This is a genomic window from Sphingopyxis sp., assembly GCF_050725655.1.
In the GTDB taxonomy this organism is placed as follows: Bacteria; Pseudomonadota; Alphaproteobacteria; order Sphingomonadales; family Sphingomonadaceae; genus Sphingopyxis.
Map to the genome: position 1 here is coordinate 1 of NZ_JBOHHT010000124.1, position 12,854 is coordinate 12,854.

The 12,854-nt window shown below is 64.1% G+C and carries 11 protein-coding genes and 1 tRNA gene; 7 read left to right on the forward strand and 5 right to left on the reverse strand.

All coding sequences use genetic code 11. The features are described 5' to 3' along the window. The 5 genes from ACREBX_RS20060 to ACREBX_RS20080 all read left to right on the forward strand — a co-directional run. A partial coding sequence (locus tag ACREBX_RS20060) for a DALR anticodon-binding domain-containing protein (protein WP_431563498.1) occupies window positions 1-306 on the forward strand: 306 nt, incomplete at its 5' end. A 103-nt stretch (window positions 307-409) separates the two neighbouring features. Further along, window positions 410-3,073 carry a pyruvate, phosphate dikinase gene (ppdK, locus tag ACREBX_RS20065; protein ID WP_431563499.1) on the forward strand — a complete coding sequence of 888 codons (2,664 nt, stop codon included), beginning with the start codon at window positions 410-412 and terminating at the stop codon, window positions 3,071-3,073. A 15-nt stretch (window positions 3,074-3,088) separates the two neighbouring features. Next, complete coding sequence (locus tag ACREBX_RS20070) at window positions 3,089-3,664, forward strand: DUF1214 domain-containing protein (protein ID WP_431563500.1); 576 nt, start codon at window positions 3,089-3,091, stop codon at window positions 3,662-3,664. Between the two features lies 1 nt (window position 3,665). Further along, entirely contained in the window at window positions 3,666-4,193 is a 528-nt protein-coding gene (locus tag ACREBX_RS20075; protein ID WP_431563501.1) for a DUF1254 domain-containing protein, read from the forward strand. Window positions 4,194-4,237: 44 nt separating this feature from the next. Continuing rightward, a tRNA-Arg gene (locus ACREBX_RS20080) sits at window positions 4,238-4,314 on the forward strand. A 208-nt stretch (window positions 4,315-4,522) separates the two neighbouring features. Here ACREBX_RS20080 and ACREBX_RS20085 read toward each other — a convergent pair. The 5 genes from ACREBX_RS20085 to ACREBX_RS20105 form a co-directional block, all read right to left on the reverse strand. Continuing rightward, entirely contained in the window at window positions 4,523-9,445 is a 4,923-nt protein-coding gene (locus ACREBX_RS20085; RefSeq protein WP_431563502.1) for a thermonuclease family protein, read from the reverse strand. Beyond that, a complete protein-coding gene (locus ACREBX_RS20090) occupies window positions 9,442-10,350 on the reverse strand; it encodes a hypothetical protein (protein ID WP_431563503.1) in 909 nt (302 codons plus the stop codon). Before ACREBX_RS20090 ends, ACREBX_RS20085 begins: the two co-directional genes overlap by 4 nt. A 197-nt stretch (window positions 10,351-10,547) precedes the next feature. Beyond that, a complete protein-coding gene (locus tag ACREBX_RS20095; RefSeq protein ID WP_431563504.1) occupies window positions 10,548-11,021 on the reverse strand; it encodes a hypothetical protein in 474 nt (157 codons plus the stop codon). Between the two features lie 180 nt (window positions 11,022-11,201). Beyond that, on the reverse strand, window positions 11,202-11,588 hold the full coding sequence (locus ACREBX_RS20100; protein WP_431563505.1) for a hypothetical protein: 387 nt from the start codon (window positions 11,586-11,588) through the stop codon (window positions 11,202-11,204). A 62-nt stretch (window positions 11,589-11,650) separates the two neighbouring features. Next, the gene (locus ACREBX_RS20105; protein WP_431563506.1) at window positions 11,651-11,869 is read right to left on the reverse strand and encodes a helix-turn-helix domain-containing protein; all 219 of its coding nucleotides are present in this window, start codon (window positions 11,867-11,869) and stop codon (window positions 11,651-11,653) included. Window positions 11,870-12,018: 149 nt separating this feature from the next. Between ACREBX_RS20105 and ACREBX_RS20110 the strand changes: the two genes are divergently transcribed. Both ACREBX_RS20110 and ACREBX_RS20115 read left to right on the forward strand, forming a co-directional pair. Next, entirely contained in the window at window positions 12,019-12,426 is a 408-nt protein-coding gene (locus tag ACREBX_RS20110; RefSeq protein WP_431563507.1) for a hypothetical protein, read from the forward strand. Continuing rightward, window positions 12,423-12,743 carry a hypothetical protein gene (locus ACREBX_RS20115; RefSeq protein ID WP_431563508.1) on the forward strand — a complete coding sequence of 107 codons (321 nt, stop codon included), beginning with the start codon at window positions 12,423-12,425 and terminating at the stop codon, window positions 12,741-12,743. Before ACREBX_RS20110 ends, ACREBX_RS20115 begins: the two co-directional genes overlap by 4 nt. The last annotated feature ends 111 nt before the right edge of the window (window positions 12,744-12,854 follow it).

The window sequence follows — 12,854 nt, forward strand, 5'->3', positions numbered from 1 at the left end:
GAGCCAGCGTCAGTGCAATCTGGCTCTGGACCCCGGCCTTCGCCGGGGAGCATGACGGAGCATGATGCCGCCCTCCTCGCCGCCCTAGATGCTGCCGAACCCGCGGCCTCCGCCGCCGTCACCGACGAACGCTTCACCGACGCCATGGCGGCGCTCGCCTCGCTCCGCGCCCCGATCGACGCCTTTTTCGACGGCGTGATGGTCAACGATCCCGATGAAGCAGTCCGCGCCTATCGCCTTGGCCTGCTCGCACGCTTTACCGGCGCGGTGCATGGCGTGGCCGATTTCTCGAAGATCGAGGGCTGAAACGCCCGAGAGCTTGGATCAAACGAAGTAAAACTGAATCGACCACGGCCAATCTCCACCCTATCCAGCCGCAACCTCCTCCCCGGGGCAGCAGGAGCTACATATGACGAAGATGGTGCATTTGTTCGGCGGCGCGGCGACGACGGCCGAGCGTTCGAAGGAATTGCTGGGCGGCAAGGGGTCGAACCTCGCCGAAATGGCCTCGATCGGCCTGCCGGTGCCCCCGGGCTTTACGATCACCACCGACGTCTGCACCGCTTATTATGCCAATGGCGAGCAGTTCCCGGCAGGTCTGATCGGCGAAGTGACGTCGGGCATCACGCATATCGAGGGCATCACCGGCCGGAAGTTCGGCGATCCGGCAAACCCGCTGCTCGTCTCGGTCCGGTCGGGCGCGCGGGTGTCGATGCCGGGAATGATGGACACCGTGCTCAACCTCGGGCTCAACGACACGACCGTCGTCGGCCTGTCCGAAGCGTCGGGCGACCCGCGTTTCGCGTGGGACAGCTATCGCCGCTTCGTCCAGATGTACGCCGACGTCGTCATGGGCCTCGACCATGCCGAGTTCGAAGAAGCGCTGGAAATCGCAAAGGAAGACAGAGGCTTCTTCCTCGACACAGAGTTGTCGGCTGAAGACTGGCAGGCGCTGGTCAAGGACTATCAGGCGATCGTCGAGCGCGAAACCGGCGCGCCGTTCCCGCAGGATCCGAACGAACAGCTTTGGGGTGCCGTCGGTGCTGTCTTCGCCAGCTGGGGAAGCGACCGCGCCAAAGTCTATCGCCGTATTAATTCGATCCCCGCCGAATGGGGCACCGCGGTCAGCGTTCAGGCGATGGTGTTCGGCAATATGGGCGACACCTCGGCGACGGGTGTGGCGTTCACCCGCGACCCCGCGACCGGTGAGCGCGCCTGGTACGGCGAATGGCTGATCAATGCGCAGGGCGAGGACGTCGTCGCGGGCATCCGCACGCCGCAATATCTGACGAAGATCGCGCGCGAAAAGGCGGGCGCCAAGCCGGCGTCGATGGAAGAGGCGATGCCCGAGACCTTCGAGGAGCTGGGCCGCGTCTTCGACACGCTCGAAACGCATTACCGCGACATGCAGGACATCGAGTTCACCGTCGAACGCGGGACGCTGTGGATGCTGCAGACGCGCTCGGGCAAGCGCACCGCCAAGGCCGCGCTAAAGATTGCGGTCGATATGGCGGCCGAGGGGCTGATTTCGGAAGAGGAAGCCGTCGGCCGCGTCGATCCGGGCGCGCTCGACCAATTGCTCCACCCGACGCTCGATCCGAAGGCGCCGCGCGATGTGCTGACCAAGGGGCTTCCGGCGAGTCCCGGCGCCGCATCGGGCATGATCATGTTCACCGCCGACAGCGCCGAGAAAGCCGCGGCGATGGGCGAGGCAGTGATCCTCGTCCGCACCGAAACCTCGCCCGAAGACATCCACGGGATGCACGCGGCGAAGGGCATCCTGACCGCGCGCGGCGGGATGACCAGCCACGCAGCGGTTGTCGCGCGCGGTATGGGGCGTCCGTGCGTCTCGGGCGCCGGTGGGCTGTCGATCGACGGCAATGCGCGCGTGCTGCGCGTTGCGGGGCGCGAACTGCGCGAGGGCGACATCATCACCCTCGACGGGTCGACCGGCGAAGTGATGGCGGGCGAGGTTCCGACCCTGCTTCCCGAACTGGTCGGCGATTTCGGTGTCCTGATGGTGTGGGCCGACAAGGTGCGCCGCATGAAGGTGCGCGCCAACGCCGAAACCCCCCAAGACGCTCAAGTCGCACGCGATTTCGGTGCAGAAGGTATCGGACTATGCCGCACCGAGCATATGTTCTTCGACGCCGCGCGGATTACCGCGGTGCGCGAGATGATCCTCGCCGAGAATGAGGCCGGGCGCCGCGTCGCGCTTGCCAAGCTGCTGCCCGAACAGCGTGGCGACTTTGCCGCGATCTTCGGCGTGATGGCTGGCCTGCCGGTGACGATCCGCCTGCTCGACCCGCCGCTCCACGAATTTCTGCCGACGCGCGAGGAGGATTTCGCCGATGTCGCCGAGGCGGCGGGTGTCGGGATCGAGGCGCTGAAGGCGCGTGCGAACGAATTGCACGAGTTCAACCCGATGCTCGGCCATCGCGGCTGCCGCCTCGGCGTCACCTACCCCGAAATCTATGAAATGCAGGCGCGCGCGATCTTCGAGGCGGCGTGCGATGTCGCCGCCGAGACCGGCGCCGCGCCGATTCCCGAAGTGATGATCCCGCTCGTCGCGACGCGCCGCGAATTCGACCTGATGAAGGCCGTCGTCGACGCGCAAGCGAAGGCGGTGTTCGCCGAAAAGGGGCGCGAGATCGCGTACCTCGTCGGCACGATGATCGAATTGCCGCGCGCCGCGCTGATGGCGGGCGAGATCGCCGAGACCGCCGAATTTTTCAGCTTCGGCACCAACGATTTGACGCAGACGACGATCGGGATCAGCCGCGACGACGCGGGCCGCTTCCTGACGCAATATGTCGACAAGGGCATCTTCCTGACCGACCCGTTCGTCAGCCTCGATGTCGAGGGGGTCGGGCAGTTGATCGAGATCGCCGCCGACCGCGGGCGCAAGACGCGCCCCGACGTCAAGCTCGGCATCTGCGGCGAGCATGGCGGCGACGCGCCGAGCATCCATTTCTGCGAAAAGACCGGCCTCGACTATGTCAGCGCCTCGCCTTACCGTGTGCCCATAGCCCGTCTCGCAGCCGCTCAGGCTGCGTTGAAAAAGGGCAAATAACCCGGGGGAACGCGCATGAGGGGCTGGCACCGCTATACGATCACATTGGTGGGCGGACTAGCGGTGGGGCTCGGTGCGGCATGGGCCATAACCGGCGGCGGGCTCAGTGGCGGCGCGATCGTCAATGGCCCGTGGACAACCTCGCTCGGCTTTGGAACCAAGGCGACCGATCCGGTAACCCGCGCGGCAGTGGCGCGCGCGGGACTGCTTGCGCTTCCTGCAAAGGAAACCGTCTATTGGTCGGCCAAGACCGACGCCACGGGCGCGCCGCTCGAGGGCAATTGCCGCTATGGCTTGTCGGGGACGCCGCTCGACGCGCGCTGGTGGAGCGTCACCATCTACGACGCCAAGGGTTATCTCGTAGCCAATCCGGCGAATATCTGGTCGGTGAACGGCGCCAATGTCGCGCTCGACCGCAAGGGCGAATGGCGCGTCACTATCGCGCCGACGCGGCCCGCCGCGGGCGCATGGCTGCCGGGAACCAAGGGGCAGCCCTTTCACCTGACATTGCGCATGTATAATCCCGGCGAGGCGTTCCGCGCCGATCCCCGAAAGGCGACGCTGCCGCAAATCGTGAAGGAGGGCTGCTGAGATGCGCAACTGGCTCGGCCCGCTCGCCTTTGGACTGATCGTCGCGGCGGCGGCCGCTTATGCCGCACTCGCCGCCATTCCTTATGGGCTGATGCATGTCGCGATGGACCGGCTGGGGCAGGGCGGCGTCAACAGGATGTCTTACGGCGATCTGGCCGATCCCGATCGCCAGCCCGTTGTGCGGCCCAGCCCGGATCTCGCCTATTCGAGCTGCCCCTATGATCTCGCCGCAGGACCGGTCGCGATCGCCGTGACGCCGGTGCCGGGGCGTTACACGTCGCTTAGCATCTTCGATGCCGCCACCGACGTGATTTTCGTGCGCAACGATGTCGAGGCAGGGGGCAAGCCCTTTCGAATCATCGTCGCGCGGGACGGGCAGGCGGTGCCTGCCGGCGCCGAGGTCGTCCGCACAAACCATGATCGGGGCATCGCGCTGATCCGTCTTTTGCTGAAGGACCCCGCGGAAATCGGCGGGCTCGACGCGGTACGCCGCCAATCGTCCTGCGCCACGGTCACAAAGCTGAAATAGGGGGTTGCGCGCCCGCGCGACGCCCCTTAAAGGCGCCTCTCCACGCACCCGTAGCTCAGCTGGATAGAGCATCAGACTACGAATCTGAGGGTCGGGCGTTCGAATCGCTCCGGGTGCACCATTCCTTTCAATAACTTAGCAATCTTGACCGCTGGCCAATCGGGCGGCTGGCAATCATATAGCAATCTGGCGGATCAGATTCGGATCATTGGTTGCGCCGTATTGGCCGAATCAGCCGTAATCGCTCTTGTCGATTAAACGGCGCGCAATAATCGCAATTCTCAATGAGAAGAAGGCCCCCGCTGGTTTCTCGGCTTGCGGCGCTTCCCTCACCGATCCAGAACGAACCCATCCGGCAGCGGATCGAGATTGAACCCTCCCGGCAATCCCGCCGGTCGGCGTTTGCGTTCGCCTTTCATCGGGCGCTGGTCCAGTATCGGCTCGCCAGTCAGGACCGCCGCCTTCGCAGCCTTCCGCGCCCGCTTCATCACGTCGCCGATTTCGTCGGCTTGCGATTCCGTATCGAGCGCCTGATATTCCGGTGAGGCGATAAGCTGACCCAGCCACTTGCGGCCGACTGACCCGGCGACATCTTGCAGCCGGTCATATTGCTCAGCAGTCAGGTCGCCCTTTTGCGGTTTCGATATGGTGGCATCGACGCGCAGGGCTTCGCGGGTGATCGGGTCATTCTTGTCGGCGCTGGTCCAGATCGGTGAAACGATGTCCGGCCCAAGCCCGCCCTCATTGACGAGGGGACGGCCCCAGACATCGCGCTTGGGAAGAAGGTTATCGGACAGGCCGGGAAGGCGCGACTGTATCGTGCTGGCGATGTCGGGCGTCTCGCGGGCCGTGGGGTCCATTGTGCGCGCAATCTGCGCTACGCCGGTCGGCACCGCGATCGAGCCAGCGAGACGCTTGATAAAGGCGCTGCCGAACCGTTCGGGATCGTCCGCCGCCGAAAGCAAATCGGAGATTCCCGACAGCCAGGTCTTATTCGACAGGTTACCCAAGATGCTTGCCGTGACGAGGCCCGCGCGATTATCGAGCTGCTTGTCGGTCATGCCGTCGCTGAGGGTAGCCAGATCGGCAGCGGCGCCGATGGTCAGCGCGAACGGGTCCAGCCGCTTGTAGCTGTAATATTTGTCGCCAATCTTGACGCTGTAAGGCTGCCAGCCATCGGCTTCCATCAGGCGGCGCTTGTTATCGTCCTTAGGTGGTGAGCCAGTCATGACGCCTTTAGCCGCCAACTCAGCGACCGTGGCCCCCATGCCAGAGCCGACCATGACCTTAGCAATAGCAAGATCGCGCTTGGCGCCACCTGCCGCAAAGTCCCGGCGAAACTCTTTCAGGACGGGGGCACCCGGCGACCGTTCAACAAAGAATTTGAACAGGTTTGTAGGGGTCCGAACGAACGGAAGCACAGCCTTAAGGATGGGCATTTCCGTGGTTGCCTGCGACACCTTCGACGCGAACCGACCCAGCGGCGCTTGGAACGTGGCGTAGCGTCCATATTCCAGCGCCGACAGCATCATGTCATCGGTCGGGTTGACCAGAAGTTCGGCGGCACGGTCGCGGGCTTCCTGCCCCTTAAACCCCTCTTGCGAGGCTTTGCGAACCGCGAGGCCGTTCAGTTCCATGCGGCGGGCGATGCCCTTGAACATCTCATCCTCTGCCGTCAGGAAGCGCGAGGGCATACGCAGCAGTTCGCCCTTAACGCCGCTGATTGCCTTCTGCCCTTGGTTCTCGACCTTGGTCACAAAGTCGGATGCTTCGCCCGTACGCAGGGCGGTGGCGAACATGCGAGCGCCTTCCTTCGTCCCTTGCAGCAGGCCCACAGCACGGGCGCCAACTTCACCGAATAGTACCCGGTCGGCAGCATCCCGACGCAGCGCGCGGCGAGCTGCGCCCACACCAGCGGCGACGGCAAATTCGGGAATCTGCGCCATGCTGGTCATAGTGTTGGACAGCATATTGACCGCGTGCGTTTGTGGGCCGGAGAGAAGGTAATTATACCACAGCTCGACCGCCTTATCTTTCCACGTCGGCTTGCTGACTTTCTCGATAAAGCGATTCAGGTTGGCGGGGTCGCGTTCCAGATCAATGATCGCGGAGGCAACGTCTTGAAGGCGTCCCTTGCCGCCACCGGCATTGATGATGCCTTCCAGCACCCGCCCCGGTGCATCACGGCTATCGGCGTTCATGCGGAACGCGGACAGCGCACGGCCGGCTTCCGCCGTCATACCCGACACCTGCTCCTGAATTGCCGTATGACGAACCAGCGCCTTGCGGAATGCCGCGAGGGCTTCCGAACCCGGATCGTCACCGAGAGAATGGACCCGGCGAGCGAGGTTGACCAGTTCGTTGCCGGACTTGGCGAGGATCGCGCGCGCCGCATACGCTTCCTCCGCGCTGAACGCCTGTCCCTTTCGGCGGGCGAGAAGGTCGTCGGCCGTCATGCCTAAATCTTGGGCAAGCGCCTGCGTCTCGGCGAAACTGATCTTGCCGCGCTTCGCAGCATCGAACCCGCCGGCCACATTCTCGGCGACCTTGAGCGCCTGTCCAATGTCCTGGGGGCTTTCCAGCTTGTCGACACGGATATTGCCGACCTTCGACACGACCGCATTATTCCAGTCGTCATAGGCCGTCGCCGGGGGCGTGTTGGCGATGATGTCGTCGTAGGTGGCGGGTTGGCCCATGTCGTCGGCCAGCGGGGCGCCTTCCTGCTTTGCGCGCTCCACCGCGAACCGCTGATCGCGCGCGGCGCCATATGCATCAAGCTCGGCATAGTCATCGGGGCGGAAGGTGCGATTGACGCCCCTGTATGTGTCGCCCAGCGCGGTCACAAACTCGTCAACGGTCGGCCGCTGGTGATGGTCGGGAAAATATCCCGCCTCCCATGCCCGCTGCGCCATATCGTCGAGCGAAGCGCCGCCTTCGTCGTTGAGCAGCGGACCGAGGCGGTTCTCGCCCCCCACGAAGTCATCGCCCTTGCGCGCGACATTCGACAGGCCCGCCGCTTTCAATTCGCCGCGGAAGTCTGCAACGCCGCCCTGTTCACGGACATACGCCGCCAGATCGAGCGGACCGCGACGATTGAAGCTCTTCGACGGATCGGAGCGTGAAGGGAATTGCCTAGAGGTCAGCGCGTCCCGTTCGTTCGGTGCGCGCACGTCGGGATATAGATCCTGACTGATCCGGTTAAACTCATCGAGCGACTGGACCTCATTCGCAGGGCGCGGCAGCACATCGCCGGGATCGACGCGAGCGGCAGCCGTCCGCATCATGGCTTCGGTCGGGCCGTCGAGCAGGCGGGTTGTCCTGTTCGCTCCAACGTCGATCACGTCACGCAGGCGCGGGGAAGAAAGCGAGGGGAGAGTGTCCCCCGCCATATCGGCGCGCTGCGCACTGAGGCGACGGCCAGTTGCCATCACCTGTTCGAGCAGCGTCCCGCCCGAAGGTGCAGGCTGTTGGGCAATGTCGATCCAGTTTGGCGCGCGGGCATGATCGGCGCCGAGCGCCGGGGCTGACGGGACGCGCTCGCCCAGCGCCGGAACGGGCAGCGGGCCAGCGGGACCGGGTTGAATATCCAGCGTGTCGCGCGGACGCGCCGAGATTGGCGCATCATCGAGCGCGAAACCGGGAGGCAGATCATCGGCAGCCACATGGGAAACGAGTGACCCCGGCTCGCCAGCGAAGCCGACCGGCGCGCTGACCGGTGCGCCACGGCCAAGGCCGCGCATCTTGCCGAAGCCCTTGCCAATGAGCGGGGCGGCGAGGTCGAAGCCCTTGCCGAGCGTTCCACCCAGCAGCGCACCGCCTGCGGCGTTCAGCGGCACATTCGCAAGGCGTTGTCCCAGCGTGCCATCAGCCGAACCGAAGCCGTAGACGCCGCCGATGGCCCCGCCAGCTTTCGCATATCCAGCAACACCGCGAACACCGATGCTACCCGGCAGGGCTGCACCACTGACCATCTGACCGCCGAAGCGATACCAAGGGTGATTTGTCTCGTCGTAATCGATGATCGCACGATTCTGGCGAAGGTTGTTCTCGTAGATGTCGCCAAACGACCGATCGCTGTTGAAGATGCTTTCTCGATTCGCCGTCATGCCGAGCGCATCGGGAACTGCGCCCATCTCGTCGAGGAAGCCAAGCGGATCGCCAAACCCGCGAGCAGCGGCGCCCGTGCGCCCGTCCCCTGGGTTGATGATCGGCAGCGGGATAGCGGAGCGCTCACCTTTATCGCGGGCTGCGAAATATTCGGACAGGTCGCGCGGGTCGAGCGTCATGCCCTTGGAACGGGCATAGTCCAGCACTTGGGCTTCGCTGCCCGAGCCGAGCAGATCGCGATAACCTTGGGCGTCCTCGGGGCGCAGACCGGAGAAGGCGATAAGCTCTTGCAGCTCGCGCACAGATTCGCCGTCGAGCGTGCCGTAATCGACGGCCGGGGAAAACCCTTCGCCCTTGCGCACGTCCTCGATAAACTTTGGATTATCGGACGGCTCGATGTCGGTCACACCAAGGTCATTGCGGAACCAGTCACGATACTGCTTGAGCGAGAAGTTCGGATTGCCCGCCTGCGATGCGATGTAGGCCGCAATCCGCTTTTCCTGCGCCGCGTCCAGCCGCTTGAGTTTCGGCGCATCGTCGGGAAGCTGATCGTCGAATGCGAGAAACTCGTCTGCCCCCAGCTTCGCCGTGCGCGTTGTCAGTGGACGGCGATAAGCATCTGGGCGGATGTGCGTCGTTCCGAAACCGCCCTGACGGTTCATGCGCCCGAGGCGTTCGGCTTCGGTGTAGGAGGCCGCACGCTGCGGATCGTCGCGAAGATAATCGGGGGCCGCATAACCCGCACCCTGCCAGAGCAAGCCAAGCATCGGATCTTCGGCACCATCGCCCAAGGTGATGACCGGTCGGCCATAGGTCTGCTTGCCAATTGGCGCCACGGTCTGCGAAGGACGGATGTATGCGGACAGCGCCCCCGCCGACACATCGCCGAGGTTAATGCGCGTTCCGTCTGCTCTATACCCCGGCTGGCCCTTCTCGAATGCGTCGAACCCGAGCAGGCGCCCGCTTGTCCCATTGGTCAGGCGGATCGTGTCGCCATCCACCACACCGCCCGTCGCGGTCAGGCCGGGAAGCACAGGAGGTCGAGCCAGCGGCGGCACCACAGGAGGGGCAACCAAGGGCGGGCGCTTGGGTTTCAGCCCCGCCGTTGGAGCGTCCAGTTCAAAGCCGGGGGGAAGGTCGCTCACTTGGCGGGCACCCATTTGCCGCCGCGATAGACGACCCTTGCACCGGTCTGCGGATTGGTTGCCGTCTGACCTTCACGCACGCCGCCACCACCGCCTGAGCGGCTGCCAGTGCGAGGGGGCAGGGGATTGGCCTGTCGATAGCTCGGCGTTGCCTTGAGCGCGCGCTGACCGGTTTGCCGACGATCCTGCAACCCGATGCGGTTGCCCTGCCGCTCGCCCTCAAGCTCTAGGCGGTTGTCCTGCCGCCATTCCTCGCGGGTGTTGTAGTTGTCCGTCGCGGTCGGCCCGCTGCCGCGCAGAACATAATCCTGCACAAGCCGATCATATTCAGGCGTTCCCGGCTCAGCGCCGAGCGATGCAGCGTAGTCGTCGAAGTCCTGCGGCGCGGCATAGAGAACGTCAGCCTGCCCGGTCGTCGGATCGATGCGAACGCGGCGGTTGTTCACCGTGGCAAAGTCAGGCTCGGCGAGCTTAAGGCGGTTCTGTTCGCGCATCTCGGCAAGGCGCTGGGCGTGGTTCGCTTCGTCCTGGCGCCGCTTCCACATGGCAGGACCGTAGACCCCCGGCTGTCCGTTCAGGCCGAGCAGCCCGTCGCCGACGATGCCAGCGAGCATTCGCCAATCGAAACCCTTCTTGCCCTTGCCGTTTGCGTCCAGCATCGGGGGAGCGCCACGATTGCCGATCTTGTCGGACGTCGTGCCGGGAAGCTGCTGCGGCGCCATCGTGGAAGGAACCGTGCCGAACATTCCCCGATTAATGAACGGCCCGCCACGCATCGGCGGTGCGGGCTGGAGGGGGTCGGATTGCAGCGACGGTGCGGGAAGCTGTGCCAGCAATTCGGGGCCGAGTGTCGTCTTCCAGTTGGCGGGCGGCGGCGGTGCAGAGGTAACGGGAGGCGCTGTCATGTCCTGCCCGCCATCATCACTGTATGACGGGCCATCGCTGCGCATGTGCGGCGCCCCCCGGCGCCGGCCAACCGATCCGAACAGGCCGCGTGGCATATTCGGCCTTGGCATCGACATAAGCGCCATCGGATCGAGCATTGCGGCTTCCTGCGGGGTGCGAGGCTGGCGAGCAGTCATGTCGGGTCGGTCCTCTCTAATTATGCGAATGCGGGGGCGCCGAACGCCGGGGCGAAGGCGGCGCGGTAATATTTCGCATGTGCCATGATTTCAGGTGTGGCCATGTCAGCCGCGGTGTTGAGCGTCTGCATCAACTCGGCCGCATTCGACGCGGGCAATAGATCGGTTGCGATTTCGAGCAGACCGATCGCCTGGCCAGCCCAATCGCCCGCGCATTCGTCTTCGCCGCAGTCCGAATAAACTTTCGCGAGGTGGCTGCAATGATCGGCCGCGAGCATAAGAGCTTCGGGAACGCCTTGGGTAGCGGCGAGGCGGGCATAAGAGATGCCTTCCAACGAGGCTACAATCTCATCGGCCTCACCGGAAACGACCATCTGCCGAGCGGCATAGGAGAGGCGGAACTGTGCCTGAGCATCTCCCGCTGCTGCAAGCCTTAGATCGGCAACATACTGGCGCGTGTCGTCGCCGACCGGAACGTCGTGGTTGATGTGCATGGGATGTGCTCCGCGATGTAGGGATGGCTGCGACCGGCAGCGAATGGACCGGGCGGGGTCTAGCTACCGAAAAGCGCGACTAACCAGCCGCAGCCGTGGCAATTCTAATGCCACGTATCATCGAGAACGTCAATGTGTTTGGCGGTAGTGATCGCCCCTATCGATCTGAATCGCAGGGGTTCAGTGCAGATTCTTGCGCGGCTTGCCCCAAGGGTTCAGGGGATCGACGCGTGCGGACATGGTGCCCAAGCCGACAGGGACGCCAAACAACAGCACCCAATACAGGAACGTCCCCGCCCGCTGCGCGTCAGACGGGTCGAAACCATCATCACCAGTCTGCGTGCAAGCACCATAAAGCGGATCGCCATCTTCGCAGGACGGGCTACCGAGCGCAAAGGAAGCGAAGGCCGCGAGCGCCAGCACGAACCCGCCGCCCTTGAGCATTACAGGGATGCGGCCCGCCGATGTCGTCGCTTCGCGGGCAGTCTTGTAAGCGAGATAGGCGAGGCCAGCTATCGCCAGATCGCGACCGGCTTGGATTGCTTCACTTCCGATAACGTCGAGCATACCTCACCCCCACAGGCGCGGATATGTCGCCTATGACGTCGAGCGCGTCAAGAATGCGCTAATCATTCCGGAACCGTGACCCCGACGCGACCACCGCGGCGCGTAAAGTCGGCGCCAGCGTCAGCGAGGGCCGACAGGATTGCAGTTGCCGAAGTCGCAGCCACGGGATTGCCAGATTCAAACCGGGCAATGGTCACGCGGGAAACCCCGGACTTTTCCGACAAATTGTCAGCACTAAGGCCAAGGCCCACGCGGGCCATTTTGCATTGGTTCGGTGTCATGTCCTTACAAATAGTATCAAAGGGGCTTGACGACAAGCATTAACTGCCTTTACAAACCATATCACCTAGGGAACGTCCCAAGGCGGGCCAGCGCAGAAGCTACCAACGACTGCACCGGCCCTAATCCAGCCTACTGAGGAGGCAAGACTATGGGTATCAATAGCACCCGTGCGCCCGATGGCGCCACCACGTTTACCAACCAAGCCGACCCGGCGATCATCGCCGCATTTGATCGCAGGGCGACCGCCTTTCTGGCGGTCCGCGCATTGCCCGACGATCCCACGGCGCGCGGAGAAACGGACGAACAATCGGCACAGTGGGCAATCGTCGATGCGGCGGAGAAGGAAATCTGCAACGCAGTCGCGGCGACCCCGCGCGGCGCTGAATTGCAGCTTTGGACCGCCGTCGTCTACCTCTTCACCGACGCCGAGGATGAAGCTCCCTGTTTCCGCGCCGACCTCGGTTGGTTCAATGCCAAGTTCGACCGCTTGGACTGGCAGGAAAAGTTGACCGTCGCAGCCCTTCGCTCGCTCCGCGAGATTGGAGGTGCGGCATGAAGCGCGACCTTCCCGCGGAGCTGCGCGGCGTTTGGCCGAAGCTCTCTCACAACTACGCCATAGCCCGCGCCGAGCTGGCATTGGCCGATGCGCTGGGTAGCGAAGACGGTGAGACGAAGAATGACGCCTATACCGCCGCCATTGACGCGATACTGCTAACCCCTGCGGAATGCGCCGCAGACATCCGCCTCAAAATCGAGGTGATGAACGACCACAACGTCACCGATGGATGGTGGTGCGCCGAAGAAGCCTTGGCGATGCTGGCTATCGATGCGCGGGGATTGCTACCTGCGCTTCGCGAGGGGGTGAGGTCGTGAGCGCCCGCAGCGAACCCGAAAGCCCCCGGATGATTGTTTGGGGTTGGACCGTCGCGCTCGGCGGATCGTGGATCGTCATGCAGACGGTCGACCTTGCATTTCGGGTGCTGT

Excerpts from the sequence above, each read along its gene's own strand:
- ppdK (WP_431563499.1), top strand. The coding sequence starts at position 410 with ATGACGAAGATGGTGCATTTGTTCGGCGGCGCGGCGACGACGGCCGAG.
- ACREBX_RS20070 (WP_431563500.1), top strand. The coding sequence starts at position 3,089 with ATGAGGGGCTGGCACCGCTATACGATCACATTGGTGGGCGGACTAGCG.
- ACREBX_RS20075 (WP_431563501.1), top strand. The coding sequence starts at position 3,666 with ATGCGCAACTGGCTCGGCCCGCTCGCCTTTGGACTGATCGTCGCGGCG.
- ACREBX_RS20090 (WP_431563503.1), bottom strand. The coding sequence starts at position 10,350 with ATGACAGCGCCTCCCGTTACCTCTGCACCGCCGCCGCCCGCCAACTGG.
- ACREBX_RS20095 (WP_431563504.1), bottom strand. The coding sequence starts at position 11,021 with ATGCACATCAACCACGACGTTCCGGTCGGCGACGACACGCGCCAGTAT.
- ACREBX_RS20100 (WP_431563505.1), bottom strand. The coding sequence starts at position 11,588 with ATGCTCGACGTTATCGGAAGTGAAGCAATCCAAGCCGGTCGCGATCTG.
- ACREBX_RS20105 (WP_431563506.1), bottom strand. The coding sequence starts at position 11,869 with ATGACACCGAACCAATGCAAAATGGCCCGCGTGGGCCTTGGCCTTAGT.
- ACREBX_RS20110 (WP_431563507.1), top strand. The coding sequence starts at position 12,019 with ATGGGTATCAATAGCACCCGTGCGCCCGATGGCGCCACCACGTTTACC.
- ACREBX_RS20115 (WP_431563508.1), top strand. The coding sequence starts at position 12,423 with ATGAAGCGCGACCTTCCCGCGGAGCTGCGCGGCGTTTGGCCGAAGCTC.